Here is a 21,750-nt window from a genome sequence, read left to right as displayed (position 1 = left end):
AGCCCCGAACCGGAGACCGTGACTACTACCGCCTCCCACCACCTCTCACCCGCCTTCCCCGGCCGTGCCCCCTGGGGCACCGCCGGCAAGCTGCGAGCCTGGCAGCAGGGCGCCATGGAGAGATACATCCAGGAGCAGCCGCGCGACTTCCTCGCCGTCGCGACGCCCGGCGCCGGAAAGACCACCTTCGCGCTGACCCTCGCCTCGTGGCTGCTGCACCACCATGTCGTCCAGCAGGTCACGGTCGTCGCGCCGACCGAGCACCTCAAGAAGCAGTGGGCGGAAGCCGCCGCCCGGATAGGGATCAGGCTCGACCCCGAATACAGCGCCGGTCCCGTCAGCAAGGACTACCACGGTGTCGCCATCACGTACGCCGGTGTCGGCGTCCGCCCGATGCTGCACCGCAACCGCTGCGAGCAGCGCAAGACCCTCGTGATCCTCGACGAGATCCACCACGCCGGTGACTCGAAGTCCTGGGGCGAGGCGTGCCAGGAGGCGTTCGACCCGGCCACCCGGCGGCTCGCGCTGACCGGTACGCCGTTCCGGTCGGACACCAACCCGATCCCCTTCGTCGCGTACGAGGAGGGGAACGACGGGATCCGCCGGTCGTCGGCCGACTACACGTACGGATACGGGAACGCCCTCGCCGACGGCGTCGTCCGCCCCGTCATCTTCCTCAGCTACAGCGGCAACATGCGCTGGCGCACCAAGGCCGGGGACGAGATCGCCGCACGGCTCGGCGAGCCGATGACCAGGGACGCCATCGGGCAGGCCTGGCGCACCGCGCTGTCGCCCACCGGTGACTGGATCCCGAACGTCCTCTCCGCGGCCGACAAGCGGCTCACCGAAGTGCGCAAGGGGATTCCGGACGCGGGCGGACTCGTCATCGCGACCGACCAGGAGTCGGCGCGCGAGTACGCCAAGATCCTCAAGAAGGTCACCGGCGAGAAGGCGACCGTGGTCCTCTCCGACGAGAGGGCCGCGTCGAAGAAGATCGACCAGTTCACCGAGGACGGATCGCGCTGGATGGTCGCGGTCCGCATGGTGTCGGAGGGCGTCGACGTCCCGCGCCTGGCCGTGGGGGTGTACGCCACCACCATCTCGACCCCGCTCTTCTTCGCACAGGCCGTCGGACGCTTCGTGCGCTCCCGCAGGCGAGGTGAGACGGCCTCCGTCTTCGTACCGACCATCCCGATGCTCCTCGACTTCGCCAACGAGATGGAGGTCGAGCGGGACCACGTCCTCGACAAGCCCAAGAAGGGCAGCGACGAGGAGAACCCGTTCTCGGAGGAGGACAAGCTCCTCGCCGACGCCGAGAAGCTGGAGGACGAGGAGACCGAGGAGCAGCTGCCCTTCGAGGCGCTGGAGTCCGACGCGGTCTTCGACCGGGTGCTGTACGACGGTGCCGAGTTCGGCATGCAGGCCCACCCCGGCAGCGCGGAGGAGCAGGACTACCTGGGCATTCCGGGGCTGCTCGAACCCGACCAGGTGCAACTGCTGCTCCAGAAGCGCCAGAGCCGGCAGATCGCGCACAGCCGCCAGAAGCCGGCCGAGGAGGCCGACCTCCTGGAGAAGCCCGCGGACGCGCGCCCGGTCGTCACGCACAAGCAGCTGCTGGGGCTGCGCAAGCAGCTCAACACGATGGTGTCGGCCTACACCCACCAGAGCGGCAAGCCGCACGGAGTGATCCACACCGAGCTGCGCCGGGTGTGCGGCGGGCCGCCGAGCGCGGAGGCCACGGCCGGGCAGATCCAGCAGCGGATCACGAAGGTCCAGGAGTGGGCCACCCGCATGACGTGAGGTGATGTCGTGAGGTGGCGTGAGGTGATGTGACGCGGGGGCGGTCCGGCGACGGGGGTTCCCGGTCGCGCCTTCCTGGCGGGAGGCCGGGGGTTGCCGGTCACCCTTTCCGGGCCGGAGGCCGGGGTTCCCGGTCACCCTTTCCGGGCCGGAGGCCGGCGGGTTCCCCGTACCCCTTCCGGGCCGGGGCAGGAGTGCGTCTCCTGCCCCGGCCCGGTCCCGTTTCCGGGGGCTACCAGACGAACGCCGCCGACTGGTTCGCCGTCGCCACGCACGGGACCGTCGCCGAGGTCGGGGACGAGGCGACGATCTGGAGCGACCAGTTGGTGGCGCTCGGGGGAGAGGGCAGCACCACGGAGTTCGTCGTGTCGCCCGCGGCCAGAGTGCCGGTCGTGAGCTTCAGCGGGCCCAGGCTGATCGGACTGCCACCGCTCATGCCCGGGTTGGTCTTCCCGGAGAACCGCACCTCGCTCGTGACACCGCCCGAGGTCTTCTTCAGCTTGAGCGTCGTGGTGATGCTGTTCGGGTTCGCGCTCGTGCCGGGCGGCATGGTGATCGCCGTGGAAGTGATCTTGATGGTCTTGCCCGCGGTGCTGTCGGCCGCTGTCAGCGTGGCCGACCCGCTGCCCCAGCTGCCGCAGTCGTACGTCGCGGTCGCGGTGAGCGGGGTGACGGCGGCCGAGGTGGTCGACAGGGCGAGCGTCGCCGCGACGGAACAGGCCGCGGTGACCGCCAGCAGGGACAGGTGTCTTCGGCCCGGCCGTCTCGGCGGGGTTGTTGCCTGTGATGTGTTCGACATGACGGGAAGAACTCCTTCCGGTTGAATTCCACAGATCTGCTTCGCTTGCCGATCTGGGTGCCGGGCCCGGCATGTCGGGTGCAGTGAAACGGCGCCCATCGGAGAAGTCAATAGACGCCGGGAGCGGGTAATTCGCTCGGGGAAATGCCTTTCGGGCATTTCCCAAAGGATCAAATAATTCTCTCTTGACTTCTCTGCACGCGACCTCCTCAATGTGCGCAATCAATGGGGTGTGGAGGGATGTGGTGCTGATGAGTCGAGTGACGCGGGTGACGCGAATGACCCGCCGGCGAAGATCCGGCAGGTCTCACCGGCCGGGCCGGGCCGGCCTGCTCGCCGCCTGCTTCGTGCTGTCGCTGAGCTGTGTCGGAGCCACCGCCGGTGCCGCCGGAGCGGGGCCGGGGGCAGGGTCGGGGGGTGGAGCCGAAGCCGGTGTCGGCGCGGCCGGTACGGTCACGCCGACCGTGCACTGCGTGCTGCCCGCCGGGCAGGGGGAGGCCACCGGACCCCAGGAGATCACGGTCGAGCTGACCCCCGCCGTCGTCGCCCCCGGGGGCACCGTGCACGCCGAGGTCACACTCGGGCCGTCGCCCGCCACCAGCGGCATCGCTCTGGAGGACGTGGCCACCATCCCGAGCCTCGACCTCGCGATGACGGGTGGGGCCACCGGCACGGTCACCGTGCGGGGCGCCGAGTTCACCATGGACATCCCGGCCGGACAGCCGATCGAGATCCCGCCGTACGAGGGGGACTTCCTGGTCCCGGCGGATGCCTCGGGCGAGATCTCGTTCGCCCCGCTGCGCACACTCACGCAGACCAAGCTCTTCGGATCGGTCTTCGAGACCCCGTGCGACGTGGTCGGCGGCTCCGGTCCCGTCGGTACGGTCGCGGTCGAGGGCGACGGCGGCGAGCCCGCCACCCTGAGCGCTCCCGCCGAACCCGTGCGTCCCCACACCGCCGTACGGCTGGGTGGTTCGGGGTGGACGCCGGACGCCTCCCCGGTGCCTTCGCTGTGCGCGGTCGGCGGCGGTGGCTGCGATCCGCTGAAGTTCCCGGCCCACGCCCTCCGTATCGACTCCTACGGGACCCTGAGCGGCACGGCGACCCTCGCCGAGGCCGGGGCGGTACCGGACGGGGTGTACGAGGTGAAGGTCAACGACGGTACGAAGGAGGCCACCGCCCCTCTGACCGTCAAGGCCGTCGCCGCGGGCAACCGGGAGATCTCCCTGTCGCGCGGCAGCGGCCCGGTGGGCAGCGTCGTCACCGTCAGCGGCAGGAACTACCACCCCGACCGCTGGATCAACGTCATCGGCCTCGACGCGGCGGGTGGCGTCCTCGATGACACGGCCGTCTACAGCAAGAGCGGTACGGACGGCACCTTCTCCGCCGACTTCACCGTCACCTCCGACGCCGTCGCCGCCATCCAGGCGGACGAGGGCAACGACCCCGCCACCGTACGGACGGCACCCTTCACCGTCACCACGGGCGGCGGCGGGGACGGCGGCACGGCCGAGCAGAAGCTCACCGCCTCCGTCCGGGCCGGCACGTTGAGCATGGTCCAGGACGGCGACACCGTCGACTTCGGTACGACGGTCCTGGGCACCGGCAGCGGTGTGCAGCGCGCCCGTCTCCACCGGGTCGAGGTGGAGGACGCGCGTGGCGTCAACAGCGGCTGGTCACTGACGGCCACGCTCACCGACTTCACCAGCACCGGTACCGGCGTCAGTGGCTCCGAACCGGCCACGATCCCGGCCGACGCGGTCCGCTGGACCCCCAAGTGCCGTGCACAGAACGGAAGTCTCGGTACGCCGGTGGCGGGGGCGCCCACCTCGCTCGGCAGTGCCGCCGCGAGCCTGTGCCGAATGGACCCGGACGGATCGCAGCCGTTCACCGGCGGACGCTTCGACGCCGACGCCGATCTCACCCTGACGGTCCCCGGGTCCGCACCTCCCGGGGACTACAGCGCCACGCTCACCCTCACCCTGCTCTGAGCCCTGCTCCGGGCCACGTTCCGGGGCTCGCTCTGAGCCGCGCCCCAGGTCCCGCTCCGGGGCACGCTCCGCGCATGGCTCCAAGTCCCGGTACGAGTACCGGTGTTCGCGAAGAGCCCGCCCGATCCGTATCGCCATGGACAGGGCGGGCTCTTCCCGGTCCGCGCCAGGTTCCGGTCCGCGCCCCTCGCCGGCACCTCTTCCCCGTCGTCCGCCCGCCCGCCCGAAGGAGAGACCCATGTCCCCGTATCCGTCCACGCATCCGCATCCGTATCCGTACCGAAGACGGTCCTTGCGCCGCGCCGTCGCCCTCGCCGCGGGCGCCGTCCTCGTCTGGACCGGCGGGGCCGTCGCCCTGGCCCCGGCGGCCCACGCCGGCACGGTCACCCCGACCGTCCACTGCACCCTGCCCGCAGGACAGGGCGAGGCCACCGGGCCGCAGCAGATGAACGTCGAACTCACCCCCGATGTCGTCGAACCGGGCGGCAAGGTGCACGCCGAGGTCACCCTCGGGCCGTCGCCCGCCACCAGCGGGCTGAGCCTGAACGACGTGCCCACCACGCCCAGCATCGACCTCGCGATGTCGGGCGGCGCCACCGGCACGGTCACCGTCACCGGGCCCGAGGTGAAACTGAACATCCCGTCCGGGCAGCCCATCGAAATCCCGCCGTACGAAGGGGACTTCCTCGTCCCGGCCACCGCGAGCGGGCCGGTCTCCTTCACCCCGCTGGGCAATCTGACCCGTACGAAGGTCCTGGGCGGTACCTATCGCACCCCCTGCGACGTCGTCAGCGGCAGCGGCTCCATCGGGACCGTCACCGTCGAGGGCGGCGCCGGACAGCCCGCCACCCTGATCGCGCCCGCCGGCCCGGCCCGGCCCAGTTCCCCCGTCGCTCTCTCCGGCAGCCGGTGGACCGTCGGCGGCACCCCCGTACCGTCCCTGTGCGCGCCCGGCGGAGGAGGCTGTGACGCCGGGGCGTTCGCCTCGCACTCGCTCACCGTCAACGGCTCCGGGCAGCTGACCGGCAGCGCCGTCCTCGCCGACGCGGCCACCGTGCCGGACGGGGCGTACCTGGTGAAGGTCAACGACGGCACGAAGGAGGCGACCGCGTCCCTCACCGTCCGGGCGTTCGTCCCGAGCGGCCCGCGCGCGGTCACGCTGTCGCGCACCGGCGGCCCGGTCGGCACGGTCGTCCGGGTGAGCGGCGTCAACTACCTCCAGGACCGGTGGATCAACACCGTCGGCCTCGACGCGACCGGCGCCACGCTCGACGACACCGCCGTGTACGTGAAGAGCGGGCCCGACGGCACCTTCTCCGCCGACTTCACCGTGCTCTCCGACGCCGTCGCCGCCATCCAGGTCGACGAGGGCAACGACCCCGCCACGGTCCTGACCCGCCCGTTCACCGTGACCGACACCGCCGCCACGCTCACCGCCGGAGCCGGGAAGGTGAAACCCGGCGGGACCCTCGCGCTCGGCGGGGGCGACTGGCCCACCGGCGCCACCCCGGCCGCCGCACTGTGCGCGGCCGACGGCACCGGGTGCGACCCGGCCCGGATCAGCGGCTCCACCCTCCGTATCACCGCCGAAGGCACGCTGGCCGGCACGGTCACCGTGGCGGGCTCGACGCCGAAGGCCGTGTACGCGCTCCAGGTCACGGCAGGTGCGGCGCAGGCCGTCGTCCCGCTGACCGTCGCCCCGTCCTTCGTCGTCCTCACTCCGTCGGCGGGCCCCAAGGGCACCGCGGTCACCGTCCTCGGGCAGGGCTTCGCCAAGGTGGCCACCGTCTCGATCGTGGGGCTGCGGGCAAACGGATCGCAGACCTCCGACCCGGCGCGGACCAAGGTGGTCGGGCTGGACGGGGCGTTCTCGCAGACGTTCACGGTCAACGCCACCGACACCGTCGCGATCCGGGTGCGGGAAGTCCTCGTCAACCCGAGGACGGAGACGGCGGCCTTCACCGTCCGGGACGGCACGGTCCCGGCCGGACCCTCCTTCCAACTCTCCCCGCCCGAAGGGCCGGCGGGCACCGTCGTCCAGGTGACCGGACGCGGCTTCGCACCCGTGGCGACGGTCGTGGCGACCGGGCGCACCGCGGACGGGAAGCAGACCGCGGACGGCTACGTCACCCGGATCGTCGGGCTCGACGGCACCTTCGCCCTCAACTTCACCGTCCGGGACCCGGCGACGAAGTCGATCAGGGTCTGCGAGGTCCTGGTGAACGGGAAAATCAGCCAACATGTGTTCACGGTGAGTTAACGCCGGTTCACGAGTGATGCACGGAGTGTCGCGAGGGCGTCGCCCGACCTGGACGCGCGTAGATGTTCGGTTTCCGGACGATGCCCCGCTGACCGGCGGTTATGCTCCACCGGCTCCGTCGCGTTCCGGCGGGCGACCGGATTCTGGACGAGGTCTTCCGCTGAGCGGACTGGCTCGCTACTGTCCCCCGCAATATGAACGCCCCGTGGCAATGTCGCCGCGGAGCGCAGCCGGTGCCTTGCCAGACCGGCGGCTTCTCCGTGCGTCGCCGCTGGGACCGGCGTCGCAACCGCCGGGAGACGGCCGCCGTCGCTCACCCGAAGAGGAGAGGGCGTCGTGACCGCGGAGACTTCCCAGACGCTCGACCGAGGACTGCGTGTCCTCAAACTGCTCGCCGACACCGATCACGGTCTGACCGTCACCGAGTTGTCCAACAAACTCGGTGTCAACCGCACCGTGGTCTACCGCCTGCTCGCCACCCTGGAGCAGCACGCCCTGGTACGACGTGACCTGGGCGGCCGTGCCCGGGTCGGCCTGGGGGTGCTGCGCCTCGGCCGTCAGGTGCATCCGCTCGTCCGGGAAGCTGCGCTGCCCGCGCTGCGCTCCCTGGCCGAGGACATAGGGGCCACCGCCCACCTCACGCTCGTCGACGGCAGCGACGCACTCGCGGTCGCCGTCGTCGAACCGACCTGGACCGATTACCACGTGGCCTACCGGGCCGGCTTCCGGCACCCGCTGGACAAGGGGGCCGCGGGCCGGGCCATACTCACCGCCCGGCAGAAGACGCTGGCCGACCACCCTGGCTACACCCTCACCCACGGCGAGCTGGAGGCCGGCGCCAGCGGCGCGGCCGCCCCTCTGGTCGGGGTGTCGGGGGTGGAGGGCAGCGTCGGAGTGGTGATGCTCGCCGACGCCGTACCGGAACGGGTGGGCCCGCGGGTCCTCGACGCGGCCCGCGAAGTGGCGGACGCGCTGCGGTAGCCCCCGCGACGGTGGCGGGCAGGCAGGGGCAGCCCCCGCGACGGTGGCGGGCAGGCAGGGGCAGCACCCGCGACGGTGGCGGGCAGGCAGGGGCAGCACCCGCGACGGTGGCGGGCAGGCAGGGGCAGCCCCCGCGACGGTGGCGGGCAGACAGCGGCCGGGGGCCGGGCAGATAGATTGGGCGGGTGCTCACTCGTCTCTCGCGCCCCCTTGTTCTCGCCCTCTGCGCGCTGCCGGTCCTCGCTCTGTTCGGTACGGCCGCCTTCGCACCGCTGCCGTTCACCCTGGCGCAGCCCGGCACGACCGCGAACGTCCTCGGGAAGAACGACGGCCGGCCCGTGATCACCATCACCGGCGCCCCCACCCGCACCACGGAGGGGCAGTTGCGGATGACGACCATCTTCGCGACCTCGCCGAACGCCGATGTCGGTATCGGTGATGTGCTCGACGGCTGGTTCAGGACGGACCGGGCCGTGATGCCCCGGGACTCCGTCTATCCGAGCGGCGGTTCCGAGAAGGAGATCGAGCAGCACAATCTGAACGACATGAAGGAGTCGCAGAACGTCGCCGTCGACGCGGCCCTGAACTACCTCGGCCGGGACCTCGGGTCGATGAGGATCGGCCTGGACCTCGGCGATGTCGGCGGTCCCAGCGCCGGGCTCTTCCTGACCCTCGGCATCATCGACAAGCTGGACGGCGACGGCTCGGGCGGAGATCTGACCGGCGGCCGCACCATCGCGGGTACGGGCACGATCGACGCGGACGGCAAGGTCGGCGCGGTCGGCGGGGTGTCGCTGAAGACGCAGGCCGCCCGCCGCGACGGGGCGACGGTCTTCCTGGTGCCGAAGGCCGAGTGCAAGCAGGCGAAGGCGGAGCGGCCCGACGGTCTCCGGCTGATCCCCGTCACGACGCTCAAGGGCGCCGTGGACTCGCTGCGCTCGCTGGAGCGGGGCGAAAAGGTCCCGAACTGCTGACCGCGCCGTCCTTGCTGTTTTTCCCTGCCGGGGTGGGTACGGGCTCGGACACGGGGACGCGCTCGGACTCCGGTACGGGATCGCGCCCGGACTCCGGTACGGAATCGCGCTCGGGCGCAGGCTCGCAATCGCGCTCGGGGGAGTCCGACGGTCCTTCCATCGTCCGCCACGCCGGGAACACCAGCGGGCTCAGGGTCGCCAGGAAGTACACCCCGCCCATCGCCAGCAGCGCCCCCGTCGCCCCCATGCTCTCCACCAGCAGGCCCGCCGCGAGGCCGCCCACCGGCATGGCGAGCTCGCAGCCCGCGGTGAGCGCCCCGGAGACGCGGCTGCGCAGCCGCTCGGGGACGCGTTCGTACGTCACCGTGGTCAGGATGGGGTTCAGCATGCCGCCCGCGACCCCGCCCAGCAGCATCGTCACGGCGAGCGGCAGCGTGCTGCCGGTCAGCGCGGCCACCAGGAACCGCGGCGCCCCGCACAGGATCACGCACACGGTGAACACGGTCCGCCGGGAGAACCGGTGCCCCACCGCCCCGTACAGCAGGGCCCCCGTCAGTCCGCCCGCGCCGAACAGGGCCGTGAGCAGCCCGAGGTCGGTGGCCCCGCCCAGCTCGCCCTCGGCGTGCACCGGCAGCAGGACGGCGTTCCAGCCCTGGTCGGTGCCGTTCATGAACATCACCATGATCACGACGGCCAGCAGCAGCCGGTTGCCGAGCAGGTAGGCGTATCCCTCGCGCAGTTCGGCGCGGTACGTACGCAGCGAGACCGGCGCCGCGGCCTTGCGGGGCTCGGCGGCCCGGACCCCTCGTACCCCTGCGGCCACCAGCAGCGCGGACAGCCCGAACGTGGCCGCGTCCAGCAGGAGTACGGTCTCCGCCCCGACCAGCGCGATCAGCAGCCCGGCGAGTGCCGCCCCGACCATGCGGGCGCCGCGCGAGACGGCGTCGAAGAGGCTGGCGGCGCGGGCGAGCGTGGTGCCCGCGTGCTCGGCGAGGTCGGGTACGAGGACGTAGCGCGCGGTGTTGCCGGGTGTGTGGACCAGGCCGTTGAGCGCCATCAGCGCACAGAGCGTCCAGAATTCCAGCGCCCCCGCGTAGTGCAGCAGCGGGATCGTGGCGATGGCGAGGCCGCAGACGGTGTCGGACGCGACGGCGACCCGGCGCCGGCCGATCCGGTCGATGACCGGTCCGCCGATCAGCGCGGAGATGACGATCGGCAGCGTGGCGCAGAAGGCGACGACGCCCGCCCGCCCCGCACTGCCCGTGGTTTCCAGGACGAACCACGGGACGCCGATCAGGGTGAGCGAAGTGCCCGCCGTGGATATGGAGTTGGCCGCGAGAACGGCGACGAGCGGTGTGCGGTGACCCATGTTCTTCCCCCCGGTCATGGTTACGCGGTACGCGGCATACGGCGCACCACCACGGGGGCGGGGCGCTCCTGGACCAGACGGAGGCCGAACTCGACCATCCTCCAGCCCACTTGGGACTTCAGTCCCTGACGGACCGGCCGGATCGCCGCGGCCTCGCGGTGCAGTTCGGCGGAGTGGTAGGTGTGCAGGAGGGAGTGGATGTCGGAGTGCATGGGGGTGATCCCTTCAGTCGAGGGGGCGGCAGGTTCGGCCGGGGCGGCACAGCGGTGCGGCGGCGGTGTCGGCTCAGGCGGTACGCCGGTGCGGTGCGGGGTCGGCTCAGGCGGTTCGCCGGTACGCCGGTGCGGTGGCGCGGCGGCACGTTCGGCTCGGGCGGTGCGTCGGCCCGGTCGGCTCAGTCGGAGTGGCGCGGGAAGACGTGCACATGGCTGCGGACGGTGGCCGATCCCTCGGTGCCTTCGGGGACCCGGCCGCGGTAGCTCTCGATGAGTTCGTGGATCTTCTCGGCCAGTTCCAGGGAGAGTTCGGGCGTGAGGCGCACCTTGAAGTCGCTGACGTCCCAGCTGTGCTGCCACTCCTCGGACCATTCGTGCAGGGTGCCGAGCCAGGTGTCGAGTTCCTGGGTGTGCGAGGTGGTGACCTCGCGCAGGACGACCCCGATGGCCTCGCGCACCTCCGGGTTCGGGTCGCGGAGGAAGTCCGCGCTCCTGTCGAACGATGTGCCCAGGTGAACGGCCCGCCACCACCGCTCGCGCCCCTTGCCGAGCTCCGGGGCGTCCTCCACGAAGTCGTACGAGGCCAGTTGGCGCAGGTGGTAGCTGGTGGCGCCGCTGGATTCACCGAGCCGGTCCGCGAGGCCGGACGCGGTGGCCGGACCGAACTCCCTCAGGGTGCTCAGCAGTCGCAGCCGCAGGGGGTGGGCCAGCCCGCGCAGGGTGCGGGCGTCCACCGTGTGGATGTTCGGGGTGCCGGTCGGCCGGGCGTCCCGGTCGGCCTCGTTCTCTGCCATGCCGCAACTGTAGAGTTACAAAGACTCCTTTGCAACAGGTTCTTTGTAGCGTGTTCTTTGGAACTCGTGGCCGGCTCCCCCCGTCACCCCTCCTCGATGAACCCCTCCGCCACCAGCCACTCCTTCGCCACCTCGTGCGGGTCCTCCCCGTCCACGTCCACCTTCGCGTTGAGCACCTGTGCGACCTCCGTCGTCAGCTTCCTGCTGACCGGGTCCAGCAGCCCCGCGATCTCCGGGTACTTCTCGAAGGTCGCCGTGTGGATGACGGGGGCCGCGTTGTAGTTGGGGAAGAAGTGCTTGTCGTCCTGGAGCACGTCCAGGTCCATCGCCTTGATCCGGCCGTCCGTGGTGAACACCTCGCCCAGCAGGCAGGAGCTGGACTTGGAGACCTGGGTGTAGATGATCCCGGCGTCCATCTTCCGGATGTGGGAGGCCGGGATCGACATCCCGTACGCCTTCTCCATGCCGGGCAGCCCGTCGTCGCGGGCGGCGAACTCGTTCTCCACGCAGATCGAGACCGCGTTCGGGTCCTTCTTCGCCAGCGCGGCGACGTCCGAGAGGGTCTTCAGCTTGTACTTCGTGTTGTTCTTCTTGCTGATGGCCAGCGCGTACGTGTTGTTGAGGGTGGACTGCGGAAGCCAGGTCACCCCGTTCTTCCGGTCCTCGTCCCGGACCGCCTCCCACTGCTTCAGCGGATCGACGATCGGCTCGGCGTGACCGAGATACGTGATCCAGGCGGTGCCCGTGTACTCGTACATCGCATCGGCGTCGCCCTTGACGATCGCCTCGCGCGCACTGATCGAGCCCGGCAGGTTCGTCCGGTCCAGGACCTCCGCACCGGCCGCCTTGAACACCAGGCCGATCATCTGGCCCAGGATGATGTTCTCGCTGAAGTTCTTCGAGGTGACCGTCAGGGAGGCGCCCTTGAGCGGCTCGCCCTGCCCGACCGACCCCGGCACCACGTCGTCCACCATCGGTGAGCCGCTCTTCAGCCCGCACCCGGCGAGCACCAGCGACAGGGCCAGGACGGCCGGCAGACCGGCCCCGGGCCGACGCATCACGGCACCTCCAGTCCGCGCGGCGTGAGCGACACCTCGACCAGCGAGGCCATCCAGTCCACCAGCAGCGCCAGCACCACCGTGAGCACGGACCCCAGTACCAGCACCGGCATCCGCTGCGTCTGGATGCCCGAGGTGATCAGGTCACCGAGCCCGCCGCCCCCGCCGAACGTGGCCAGCGTCGCCGTACCCACATTGAGCACCAGCGCCGTCCGCACCCCCGCCAGGATCAGCGGAACGGCGAGCGGCAGCTCCACCTTCCGCAGCGTCCCGAGCCCCGACATCCCGATCCCGCGCGATGCCTCCACGAGCGTCGGATCGATCGCCTTGAGGCCGGCCACCGTGTTGGACAGCACCGGCAGCACCGCGTAGATCACCATGCCCACGATCGCCGTCGACGGGCCGATGCCCAGCCAGATCACCAGCAGCGCCAGCAGACCGATCGCCGGGGTGGCCTGTCCGATGTTGGCGATCGCCGTGACCACCGGGGCGCCCTTGCTGAGCCCGCGCCGGGTCAGGGCGATGCCGAGCGGGATCGCGATGATCAGCACCCAGAAGGTGGAGATCGCCGTCAGCCTGATGTGCTGCCACAGCCGCAGCTGCACATTCCCGCCGGACAGCGAGTTCTCCGCGATCGAGTCGAGGTGGATGTTGGTGATCCACATGTAGGTGACCGCCAGGACGACCGCCAGCACGGCCGGCATCACCACCAGCTTGCGCCAGGTAATCCGGCGCGGCGGACCGGCGGGCGGGGGCGAGGGCTCCGACTCCTCGTCGCGGAAGGCGTGCCCCTTGACGTCGTGTTCGCCCGGCGGCCGTGTCTTGGACACGCCGGGCTCGGGAGACCCCGGATGGCTGGGACTCATACGCCGCCACCACCCCCCTCCAGCTCCTGCTCGGTCTGGTGGGTGCGCAGGTCCTCCAGATGGTGCTGGTGCTCCATGGCGGTGAGCCGGTCGGCCTCCAGGAGCTCCTGCACGTTGTCCATGAGGGTGTGCATGTCGACGACGCCGATGAACTCGCCGCGCCGCCCGGTCACCGCGACCCGCCCCCCGCTGTCGGTCAGCACCGCCTCCAGCGCGTCGTGCAGGGTGGCGTCCCGGGTCACCGTGTCGTGCACCAGCTGTCCGGCGCGGGCCAGCGAGCCGCGGGCCCGCATCAGGTCGCCGCGCCGCAGCCACTTGTACGGGCGGTTCCTGCGGTCCAGCATCAACAGCTCGTTGTGCGGGCCGCTGCGCAGCTTGTTGAAGATCGACTGGAGCGGGTCGTCGACGGTCACCGTCGGGAAGTCGGCGATGCCCACATCCCGTACGCGCGTCAGGTTGAGGCGTTTGAGCGCCGCGCCCGCGCCCACGAACCCGGAGACGAAGTCGTCCGTCGGGTTGGTGAGGATCGCCTCCGGGGTGTCGAACTGCGCGATGTGCGAACGCTCGCGCAGCACCGCGATCCGGTCGCCCAGCTTGATCGCCTCGTCGAAGTCGTGGGTGACGAAGACGATCGTCTTGTGCAGCTCGTGCTGGAGCCGGATCAGCTCGTCCTGGAGGTGGTCGCGGGTGATCGGGTCGACCGCGCCGAACGGCTCGTCCATCAGCAGCACCGGGGGATCGGCCGCCAGCGCCCGCGCGACCCCCACCCGCTGCTGCTGCCCGCCGGACAGCTGGCGCGGGTAGCGCCCGTGGAACTCGCGCGGGTCCAGCCCCACCAGGTCGAGCATCTCCTCCACCCGGTCCTTCACCCGGGACTTGGACCAGCCGACCATCTTCGGTACGAGGGCGATGTTCTCGGCGACCGTCATGTGCGGGAAGAGCCCGGACGACTGGATCGCGTACCCGATCTTGCGGCGCAGCTTCACCGGGTCGATGTCGGTGACGTCCTCGTCGTTGATCCTTATTCGGCCGGAGGACGGCTCGATCAGCCGGTTGATCATCTTCAGGGTGGTGGACTTGCCGCAGCCGGACGGCCCCACGAAGATCACGGTCTCACCGGCCTTGATGTCCATGGAGACGTTCTCGACGGCCGGGTTGGGGTTGCCCGGATAGACCTTGGTCAGTTCCTCCAGCTGGATGGTGGCCCCGGAGGTGGCCGTGGCGGCGCCCCCGGTGCCGTGGGTCCCGTCCCTTCGGCGGGTCCCGCCGGCGCCCCCGGTGCCGTCGGTCCCGCCGTTCTCCTCGGCTCCCAAGGGGGTCTCGAAGGGAGGTCCGGACTCGGTCTCAGACACGGATCCCCCTGGGGATGGTCAGCCGTCCGAGCAGCACGTACGCGGCGTCGAAGAGCAGGGCGAGAACGACGATGCCGAGCGTGCCCGCGAGGACCTGGTTGATCGCGTTGGCGCTGCCCAGCGAGGCGATACCGCGGAAGATCTCATTGCCGAGGCCGGGCCCGGAGGCGTACGCGGCGATGGCGGCGATCCCCATCAGCATCTGCGTGGAGACCCGGATTCCGGTGAGGATCGGCGGCCAGGCGAGCGGCAGCTCCACCTTGCGCAGCCGGGCGAACCGTGACATCCCGATGCCCTTCGCCGCGTCGACCAGCGAGGGATCGACGCCGCGCAGCCCCACGATGGAGTTGCGGACGATGGGCAGCAGCCCGTACATCGTCAGGGTGATGACGGTGGGGGCGACGCCCAGCCCGACCAGCGGGATCAGCAGACCGATCGCGGCGAGGGAGGGGATGGTGAGGACCGTCGCCGTCGAGGTGATGGCCAGCGAGCCGGCCCAGCCGCTGCGATAGGTGACCACACCGATCAGCACCCCGAGCGCGGTCGCGATGACCATGCACTGGAACACGGCGCTGACGTGCTGGAACGCATCGGTGAGCAGCTGTTGGTGCCGAGTGCTCAGGTACTCCCAGAAGCTCACACGTCACTCCTCGGCTTGGACAGTGTCCTTTGCAGCCTGCTCCACGAGCGGGAGAATACGCAGCGGCACAGGGTTTTCCATGACGATGGCCGTGGAGGCCCGGACAATGCCATCAAAACCGACAACCCGGTCGATCACCCGTTGGAGATCGGCGTTGGAGCGGGCGACGAGACGGCAGAACATGTCGCCGTGCCCGGTGGTGGTGTGCAGTTCGAGCACTTCGGGGACGCCGCCCAAATGGGCCCGTACATCGGCCCCTTGGCCTTGCTTGATCTCCAGCGTCGCGAATGCGGTGACGGGGTAGCCGAGCTTCGCCGGGTCGACGTCCGGTCCGAAGCCCCGGATGACGCCATTCGACTGAAGGCGGTCCAGGCGCGCCTGGACGGTGCCGCGCGCCACGCCGAGCCGCCGGGACGCTTCGAGCACACCGATCCGGGGTTCGCGGGCCAGCAGCACGATCAGCTGCCCGTCCAGATGATCGATCGCCATACCGCTGCCTCCGATGGTCATCCTGTACAGAACGCCCGACCATAGTGCCCATGACCTGCACAGGTTGCCCAGTGAATGCGCGAACTGTTGCGCACCTTGCGATGCGAGGGGAGCCTTCGATTATGACTGAGACTCTGCACACCACCCCTGACACCGCCCGGCAGGCCGATCCCTTCCCGGTCAAGGGAATGGACGCGGTCGTCTTCGCCGTGGGCAACGCCAAGCAGGCCGCGCACTACTATTCGACCGCCTTCGGCATGAAGCTCGTCGCCTACTCCGGACCGGAGAACGGCAGTCGCGAGACCGCGAGTTACGTCCTGACCAACGGCTCCGCCCGCTTCGTCCTCACCTCCGTCATCAAGGCGTCCACCGAATGGGGCACGTTCCTCGACGGCCATGTCGCGGAGCACGGCGACGGCGTGGTCGACCTCGCCATCGAGGTACCGGACGCCCGCGCCGCGTACGCCTACGCGGTGGAGCACGGCGCCACCGGTCTCACCGAGCCGCACGAGGTGAAGGACGAGAACGGCACCGTCGTGCTGGCCGCCATCGCGACGTACGGCAAGACCCGCCACACCCTCGTGGAGCGCTCGGGTTACGACGGCCCGTACCTCCCCGGCTACACGGTGGCCTCCCCGATCGTCGAGCCGCCCGCCAAGCGCACCTTCCAGGCCATCGACCACTGCGTGGGCAACGTCGAGCTCGGCCGGATGAACGAGTGGGTCGCCTTCTACAACAAGGTCATGGGCTTCACCAACATGAAGGAGTTCGTGGGCGACGACATCGCCACCGAGTACTCCGCCCTGATGTCGAAGGTCGTCGCCGATGGCACCCTGAAGGTCAAGTTCCCGATCAACGAACCCGCGATCGCGAAGAAGAAGTCGCAGATCGACGAGTACCTGGAGTTCTACGGCGGCGCGGGTGTCCAGCACATCGCACTCGCCACGAACGACATCGTCGCCTCGGTCCGTACGATGCGCGCGGCCGGTGTCCAGTTCCTGGACACCCCCGACTCGTACTACGACACGCTCGGCGAGTGGGCGGGCGAGACCCGCGTCCCGGTGGAGACGCTGCGCGAGCTGAAGATCCTCGTCGACCGCGACGAGGACGGCTATCTGCTCCAGATCTTCACCAAGCCGGTCCAGGACCGTCCGACGGTCTTCTTCGAGATGATCGAGCGGCACGGCTCGATGGGCTTCGGCAAGGGCAACTTCAAGGCCCTGTTCGAGGCGATCGAGCGCGAGCAGGAGAGGCGCGGCAACCTCTGACCGTACGGCGAACGGCAGGGACCGCGGTACGGGGCGGGGCATCCGGAGGACCGGGTGCCCCGCCCCTCGCGTGCGGCCCCCTTGCGTAACGCCCGCACTCCCGCTTTGGTGAGCTGGATCACATCCGGGGACGAGCGGGAGGACGTCGGCGATGGCGGAAGCGACCGACAGCGGCATCGGCAGCGGTACCGAAAGCAGTGCCGGCACCGATACCGGCAGCGGTGCCGATACCAGCAGCGGCACCGTTGACGGCAGCGGTGCCGAGACGCCCCATGCCCGGCCGCGCAAGTCGAGTTGGACGTACATCGGGCCCGGCATCGTCGTCGCGGCGACCGGGGTCGGAGCCGGTGACCTCGTCGCGACGCTGATCGCGGGCAGCAAGTTCGGCTACACCTTGATGTGGGCCGCCGTCATCGGCTGCGTCGTCAAGATCTCCCTGGCCGAGGCGGCCGGCCGCTGGCATCTCGCCACCGGGCGGACCCTCTTCGACGGGTGGCGCAGCCTCGGCCCGTGGACCACCGTCTACTTCGCGATCTACGTCGTCATCTGGGGCTTCATCTACGGCGCGACGGCCATGTCGTCGTCCGCCCTGCCCATCGTCGCGCTGTTCCCGGACGGTCCGAACCTCAAGACATGGGCGATCATCACGGGCCTGATCGGCCTGGCCTTCGTCTGGTTCAACCGCTACGCCGTCTTCGAGAAGGTCATGACCGTCCTCATCGGCGTGATGTTCGTGGTGGTCGTGTACGTCGCCGCACGCGTCGGCCCCGACGTCGGCGCGTCCTTCGCGGGGCTGGCACCCGTGCTGCCGGACGGCTCGCTCCTCTACACTCTCGGGCTGATCGGCGGCGTCGGCGGCACGATCACCATGGCGGCGTACGGCTACTGGGTGAACGCCAAGGGCTGGACCAACTCCTCCTGGATGAAGGTGATGCGCCTTGACAACCGGGTCGCCTACCTCACCACCGGCATCTTCGTCGTGGCGATGCTGGTCGTCGGCGCGGAACTGCTGCACTCCTCCCAGATCGCCCTCACCAAGGGGGACCGGGGTCTGATCGACCTCGGCGTGATCCTTGAGGACCGCTACGGCGCGACGACCGCCAAGCTGTTCCTGGTCGGCTTCTTCGCCACGTCCTTCTCCTCCCTCATCGGGGTGTGGAACGGCGTGAGCCTGATGTTCGCCGACTTCGTCGACCGCTTCCGGCGCGACCGGGCGGGAGCCGGGGACGGCGCGAGCACGGTGGAGGAGGTGGCGGCCGGGACGAAGGAGCGCTCCCTCCCCTTCCGGGCGTATCTGCTGTGGCTGACGTTCCCGCCGATGACGCTGCTCTGGCTGAACCAGCCGTTCGGACTGGTCGTCGTGTACGGAGTGCTCGGCGCGTTCTTCATGCCGTTCCTGGCGCTCACGCTGGTGTGGCTGCTCAACTCCTCGCGTACGCCGACGGAATGGCGCAACGGCCTCCTCAGCAACGTGATGCTCGTGGCGGCCGGTCTGCTGTTCGTCGTGCTGTGCGTGCAGCAGCTGCGGGAGCTTCCCTGGTAGGCGCCGCGCCCCGGCCGGTGCGCGGCGGTGCGCAGGTCACCCCGACGCGGACGGTTTCGCCGGTGACGCCGGAGGCGGCCCCGCCGCGCCCGGCCGCTGCGGCTCGGGGCTGTGCTGCCTCGCCCTCGACGGGGCGGGGGACGGGGCCGCCGATGGCTTCGACGGGGCGGCCCTCGTCGGCGCGGGCTCCGGTTCGGGCTCCGGCTCCGGCGACGGCGCGGAGGACGGCTTCGGCTCGGGCCGCATGTCCTTCGGCCCGCCCGACGCGGGTTCACCCAGGTCCGCCAGGGCCTCCTCGGCACGGGGCGCGGCCAGCGGCGAGAAGGACGGGTTGGTGCGCAGGGACTCCTCCAGATGACGACGGGCCGAACCGTACTGGGCCAGCTCCCGTTCGATCGTGCCCAGGTGGTACGCGTACGAGGCGTTGCGGATGCCCGTGTCGACGGCCCGCCGCGCGTACTCCAGCCCCTCCTGCGAACGGCCCGACCGGTGCAGCGCCCAGCCCAGCGCGTCCGCCACCGCCGCGCTGCGGTGCTGCCGTGACCACTCCGCCCGCAGCAGCTCCACCGCCGCGTCCGCGTCACCGTGGTCGCTCTCGTAACGCGCCCGGAGCAGGGACTCGTTGACCCCGGCGTCCTTCGCCCGTGACAGCAGCGTGCGCAGCTTCGCGTACTGGGTACGGGCGTCGCCGTCCAGGCCCAACGACTCGTACAGTTCGCCCAGTTCGAGGACGTACTCCGGGCTGGGGAGCTTCTGCACCACCGCCTGGTACGCGGCCAGCGCCTCGTCCGTGCGGCCCAGGGCCGTCAGGGCGCGGGCCCGGCCCACCAGGGACACGTGGTGGCCGCCGTCGGTGTGCAGCGCCGCGTCGTACTGCGCCACCGCCTCCTCCGGTTCGCCGCGCTCCCACGCCAGGTCGCCGAGGCGGTGCAGGGACGCCGCCTTCTCGGCGGGGGTGGTGGCCCGGTCCGCCGCCTCCCGGGCGGTGGCCAGGGCGTCCTCGCGCCAGCCCTGGGCGCGGTACATGTCGGCCGTCCGGGCCAGCGCCGGAACGCCCTTGCGCAACTGCCCGAACTTCTCCGTCGCCCTGCCCGCGGCCTTGTAGTCGCCCAGGCCGTTGTACGCGTCGATCAGGACCGGGTACGTGCTCCACGTCTTCGGCTCGCGTGCCCGTACCGTCTCGCCCCACCGTTTCGCCGCGACGAAGTCGTGCCGCGCGTTGGCGAGCGCGGCCAGGCCCACCCAGGCCTCCCCGTTGCCGCGTTCACCGGCCAGGGCCTCCAGCGACCGCTTCAGGGCCTCCTCGGCCCGCGCGTAGTACGCCGTGTCCGCGGACCGCTGCCCCCACTCCACGTACGCCGTACCGAGCAGCGCCCACGACGGTGCGTCGGTCGGATGCTCACCCACCCACTTCTGCCGGTCCCCGATCAGCGCGGTCAGGTCGGAGAGCGAGGCAGGGGAACCCGCGGTCGCCGCCGCACGGGCCCGCTCGACCGGCCCCGGCACCTTCGGGCCCGCGTTGCGGTCGCCGTCCGGAACGGCCACCACCGCACCGGCGACCAGTACGGCCGCGGCCACCGTGCCGAGCGCGGCCCTGCGCAGCGTCGTACGGAGCGTGGGAGGCGGCGGCGGGACCGCGGTCGCGCCTTCGGGCTCCGTGAGGTGGGGAGGGAGACCCCTCGCGCCTTCGGGCTCCGTGGAGTGGGAAGGGAGATCCCTCGCGCCTTCGGGCTCCGGCGGGTAGGGGGACGGCTCGGGCGGCTGGCGGGGCTCCGGGTCCTGCTGCGGCGTGACATCCATGGCGATCACTCTGCGTCAGTACGAAGAGCACACCGCTCCTTGGGAACGCCGTCGCAGACGGGTTCACACCATTGGCCCCGGGTGCCAGTCTTGGATCATGAGCGATCTCCTCGGACAGCTGCGCGCGGGCCTGCCCGCCGAGGCACTGATCACCGACCCGGACGTCACCGCCTCCTACGCCCACGACATGGCGAGCTTCTGCGACGCGGGTGCCCCGGCCGTCGTCGTGCTGCCGCGCACGGTCGAGCAGGTCCAGCACGTCATGCGCACCGCCACCGCGCTGCGTGTCCCGGTCGTCCCGCAGGGCGCCCGTACCGGCCTGTCCGGCGCGGCCAACGCCTCCGAGGGCTGCATCGTGCTCTCCCTGGTGAAGATGGACCGGATCCTGGAGATCAGCCCGGTCGACCGGATCGCCGTCGTCGAGCCGGGTGTCATCAACGCCGTCCTGACCCGCGCGGTGAACGAGTACGGCCTCCACTACCCGCCGGACCCCTCCAGCTGGGAGATGTGCACCATCGGCGGCAACATCGGCACCGCGTCCGGCGGCCTGTGCTGCGTGAAGTACGGGGTCACCGCCGAGTACGTCCTCGGTCTCGATGTCGTCCTCGCCGACGGGCGGCTCCTGACCACCGGCCGCCGCACGGCCAAGGGAGTCGCCGGATACGACCTCACCCGTCTCTTCGTCGGCTCCGAGGGCAGCCTGGGGATCGTCGTCAAGGCCGTCCTCGCGCTGAAGCCGCAGCCCCCGCGGCAGCTCGTCCTCGCCGCCGAATTCCCCTCCGCGGCCGCCGCCTGCGACGCGGTCTGCCGGATCATGGAGCGCGGACACACTCCGTCACTCCTCGAACTGATGGACCGTACGACCGTCCACGCGGTCAACGCGATGGCGGGCATGGGGCTCCCCGAATCCACCGAGGCGCTGCTGCTCTGCGCCTTCGACACTCCCGACCCGGCGTCCGACCTGGCAGCCGTCGGCGCCCTGTGCACGGCCGCGGGCGCCACCGAGGTGGTCCCCGCCGATGACGCCGCCGAGTCCGAACTCCTGCTCCAGGCACGCAGGATGGCGCTCACCGCGCTGGAGGCCGTCAAATCCGCCACGATGATCGACGACGTGTGCGTACCGCGCTCGAAGCTCGGCGCGATGCTGGCGGGCACCGCCGCCATCGCCGAGAAGTTCGACCTCACCATCGGCGTCTGCGCCCACGCGGGCGACGGCAACACCCATCCCACCGTCTGCTTCGACCACCTGGACCCCGACGAGTCCCGCCGGGCCCGCGCGTCCTTCGACGAGATCATGGCGCTCGGCCTCGAACTGGGCGGCACCATCACCGGCGAACACGGCGTCGGCGTCCTGAAGAAGGAGTGGCTCGCCCGGGAACTGGGCGAGACCGGCGTGGAGCTCCAGCGCGGCATCAAGGCGGCGTTCGACCCGCTCGGCCTCCTCAACCCCGGCAAGCTCTTCTGAAACCCGGAACCCTTCCGAAACCCCGGCGAACTCGTCCGAAACCGCGGCGAACCCTTCCGAAACCCTGGCGAACTCGTCCGAAACCG

At 70.7% G+C, this 21,750-nt stretch carries 18 protein-coding genes; 8 read left to right on the top strand and 10 right to left on the bottom strand.

The window, feature by feature from the left end:
* The first annotated feature begins 18 nt into the window (after positions 1-18).
* Positions 19-1,800 carry a DEAD/DEAH box helicase gene (locus A6A29_RS27295; RefSeq protein WP_073723762.1) on the top strand — a complete coding sequence of 594 codons (1,782 nt, stop codon included), beginning with the start codon at positions 19-21 and terminating at the stop codon, positions 1,798-1,800.
* A gap of 232 nt (positions 1,801-2,032) precedes the next feature.
* Here the strand turns inward: A6A29_RS27295 and A6A29_RS27290 are convergent, their stop codons facing one another.
* Complete coding sequence (locus A6A29_RS27290) at positions 2,033-2,599, bottom strand: hypothetical protein (RefSeq protein ID WP_073723760.1); 567 nt, start codon at positions 2,597-2,599, stop codon at positions 2,033-2,035.
* Between the two features lie 278 nt (positions 2,600-2,877).
* Here A6A29_RS27290 and A6A29_RS27285 point away from each other — a divergent pair, with 278 nt between their 5' ends.
* The 4 genes from A6A29_RS27285 to A6A29_RS27270 all read left to right on the top strand — a co-directional run bounded on the left by A6A29_RS27285 (position 2,878) and on the right by A6A29_RS27270 (position 8,805).
* The gene (locus tag A6A29_RS27285; RefSeq protein ID WP_073723758.1) at positions 2,878-4,590 is read left to right on the top strand and encodes a WxL domain-containing protein; all 1,713 of its coding nucleotides are present in this window, start codon (positions 2,878-2,880) and stop codon (positions 4,588-4,590) included.
* A gap of 238 nt (positions 4,591-4,828) precedes the next feature.
* Entirely contained in the window at positions 4,829-6,850 is a 2,022-nt protein-coding gene (locus A6A29_RS27280) for a hypothetical protein (protein WP_073723756.1), read from the top strand.
* A 336-nt stretch (positions 6,851-7,186) separates the two neighbouring features.
* A complete protein-coding gene (locus A6A29_RS27275) occupies positions 7,187-7,831 on the top strand; it encodes an IclR family transcriptional regulator (RefSeq protein ID WP_073723754.1) in 645 nt (214 codons plus the stop codon).
* A 185-nt stretch (positions 7,832-8,016) separates the two neighbouring features.
* On the top strand, positions 8,017-8,805 hold the full coding sequence (locus A6A29_RS27270) for a S16 family serine protease (RefSeq protein ID WP_073723752.1): 789 nt from the start codon (positions 8,017-8,019) through the stop codon (positions 8,803-8,805).
* On the opposite strand, the gene A6A29_RS27265 is transcribed toward A6A29_RS27270, so the two are convergent.
* The 8 genes from A6A29_RS27265 to A6A29_RS27230 all read right to left on the bottom strand — a co-directional run bounded on the left by A6A29_RS27265 (position 8,744) and on the right by A6A29_RS27230 (position 15,588).
* Positions 8,744-10,174 (bottom strand): MFS transporter, encoded by a 1,431-nt coding sequence (locus A6A29_RS27265; protein ID WP_107468337.1) that lies wholly within the window; start codon positions 10,172-10,174, stop codon positions 8,744-8,746. The two genes, A6A29_RS27270 and A6A29_RS27265, sit on opposite strands and share 62 nt — an antisense overlap.
* Before the next feature lie 20 nt (positions 10,175-10,194).
* Positions 10,195-10,386: a hypothetical protein gene (locus A6A29_RS27260; protein ID WP_073723748.1), complete on the bottom strand. Its 192-nt coding sequence runs from the start codon at positions 10,384-10,386 to the stop codon at positions 10,195-10,197.
* A 182-nt stretch (positions 10,387-10,568) separates the two neighbouring features.
* Entirely contained in the window at positions 10,569-11,183 is a 615-nt protein-coding gene (locus A6A29_RS27255; protein ID WP_073723746.1) for a winged helix-turn-helix domain-containing protein, read from the bottom strand.
* Positions 11,184-11,266: 83 nt separating this feature from the next.
* Positions 11,267-12,241: a glycine betaine ABC transporter substrate-binding protein gene (locus tag A6A29_RS27250; RefSeq protein WP_073723744.1), complete on the bottom strand. Its 975-nt coding sequence runs from the start codon at positions 12,239-12,241 to the stop codon at positions 11,267-11,269.
* Positions 12,241-13,107 carry an ABC transporter permease gene (locus A6A29_RS27245; RefSeq protein ID WP_073723742.1) on the bottom strand — a complete coding sequence of 289 codons (867 nt, stop codon included), beginning with the start codon at positions 13,105-13,107 and terminating at the stop codon, positions 12,241-12,243. Before A6A29_RS27245 ends, A6A29_RS27250 begins: the two co-directional genes overlap by 1 nt.
* A complete protein-coding gene (locus A6A29_RS27240; RefSeq protein ID WP_073723985.1) occupies positions 13,104-14,306 on the bottom strand; it encodes an ABC transporter ATP-binding protein in 1,203 nt (400 codons plus the stop codon). The genes A6A29_RS27245 and A6A29_RS27240 overlap by 4 nt, the downstream gene beginning before the upstream one ends.
* Positions 14,307-14,451: 145 nt before the next feature.
* Positions 14,452-15,099 carry an ABC transporter permease gene (locus A6A29_RS27235; protein WP_073723740.1) on the bottom strand — a complete coding sequence of 216 codons (648 nt, stop codon included), beginning with the start codon at positions 15,097-15,099 and terminating at the stop codon, positions 14,452-14,454.
* 3 nt (positions 15,100-15,102) lie between these two features.
* Positions 15,103-15,588: an Lrp/AsnC family transcriptional regulator gene (locus A6A29_RS27230; RefSeq protein ID WP_073723738.1), complete on the bottom strand. Its 486-nt coding sequence runs from the start codon at positions 15,586-15,588 to the stop codon at positions 15,103-15,105.
* Positions 15,589-15,710: 122 nt separating this feature from the next.
* Between A6A29_RS27230 and hppD the strand changes: the two genes are divergently transcribed.
* A complete protein-coding gene (gene hppD / locus A6A29_RS27225; protein ID WP_073723736.1) occupies positions 15,711-16,856 on the top strand; it encodes a 4-hydroxyphenylpyruvate dioxygenase in 1,146 nt (381 codons plus the stop codon).
* A 151-nt stretch (positions 16,857-17,007) separates the two neighbouring features.
* Positions 17,008-18,399: an Nramp family divalent metal transporter gene (locus tag A6A29_RS27220; RefSeq protein WP_079183030.1), complete on the top strand. Its 1,392-nt coding sequence runs from the start codon at positions 17,008-17,010 to the stop codon at positions 18,397-18,399.
* Between the two features lie 36 nt (positions 18,400-18,435).
* On the opposite strand, the gene A6A29_RS27215 is transcribed toward A6A29_RS27220, so the two are convergent.
* A complete protein-coding gene (locus A6A29_RS27215; protein WP_073723981.1) occupies positions 18,436-20,199 on the bottom strand; it encodes a tetratricopeptide repeat protein in 1,764 nt (587 codons plus the stop codon).
* A gap of 97 nt (positions 20,200-20,296) precedes the next feature.
* Here A6A29_RS27215 and A6A29_RS27210 point away from each other — a divergent pair, with 97 nt between their 5' ends.
* The gene (locus A6A29_RS27210; RefSeq protein WP_073723734.1) at positions 20,297-21,664 is read left to right on the top strand and encodes an FAD-binding oxidoreductase; all 1,368 of its coding nucleotides are present in this window, start codon (positions 20,297-20,299) and stop codon (positions 21,662-21,664) included.
* Positions 21,665-21,750 lie beyond the last annotated feature (86 nt).

The organism is Streptomyces sp. TSRI0281, from assembly GCF_001905125.1.
Classification (GTDB): Bacteria; Actinomycetota; Actinomycetes; order Streptomycetales; family Streptomycetaceae; genus Streptomyces.
The sequence above is the reverse complement of the archived record's forward strand: the minus strand, read 5'-3'. Positions and strand labels throughout refer to the sequence as shown.

Coding starts and splice junctions, on each gene's coding strand:
- A6A29_RS27230 (WP_073723738.1), bottom strand. CDS start 15,588: ATGGCGATCGATCATCTGGACGGGCAGCTGATCGTGCTGCTGGCCCGC.
- A6A29_RS27210 (WP_073723734.1), top strand. CDS start 20,297: ATGAGCGATCTCCTCGGACAGCTGCGCGCGGGCCTGCCCGCCGAGGCA.
- A6A29_RS27220 (WP_079183030.1), top strand. CDS start 17,008: ATGGCGGAAGCGACCGACAGCGGCATCGGCAGCGGTACCGAAAGCAGT.
- A6A29_RS27280 (WP_073723756.1), top strand. CDS start 4,829: ATGTCCCCGTATCCGTCCACGCATCCGCATCCGTATCCGTACCGAAGA.
- A6A29_RS27215 (WP_073723981.1), bottom strand. CDS start 20,199: ATGGATGTCACGCCGCAGCAGGACCCGGAGCCCCGCCAGCCGCCCGAG.
- A6A29_RS27260 (WP_073723748.1), bottom strand. CDS start 10,386: ATGCACTCCGACATCCACTCCCTCCTGCACACCTACCACTCCGCCGAA.
- hppD (WP_073723736.1), top strand. CDS start 15,711: ATGACTGAGACTCTGCACACCACCCCTGACACCGCCCGGCAGGCCGAT.
- A6A29_RS27245 (WP_073723742.1), bottom strand. CDS start 13,107: ATGAGTCCCAGCCATCCGGGGTCTCCCGAGCCCGGCGTGTCCAAGACA.
- A6A29_RS27290 (WP_073723760.1), bottom strand. CDS start 2,599: ATGTCGAACACATCACAGGCAACAACCCCGCCGAGACGGCCGGGCCGA.
- A6A29_RS27285 (WP_073723758.1), top strand. CDS start 2,878: ATGACCCGCCGGCGAAGATCCGGCAGGTCTCACCGGCCGGGCCGGGCC.
- A6A29_RS27265 (WP_107468337.1), bottom strand. CDS start 10,174: ATGGGTCACCGCACACCGCTCGTCGCCGTTCTCGCGGCCAACTCCATA.
- A6A29_RS27255 (WP_073723746.1), bottom strand. CDS start 11,183: ATGGCAGAGAACGAGGCCGACCGGGACGCCCGGCCGACCGGCACCCCG.
- A6A29_RS27250 (WP_073723744.1), bottom strand. CDS start 12,241: ATGCGTCGGCCCGGGGCCGGTCTGCCGGCCGTCCTGGCCCTGTCGCTG.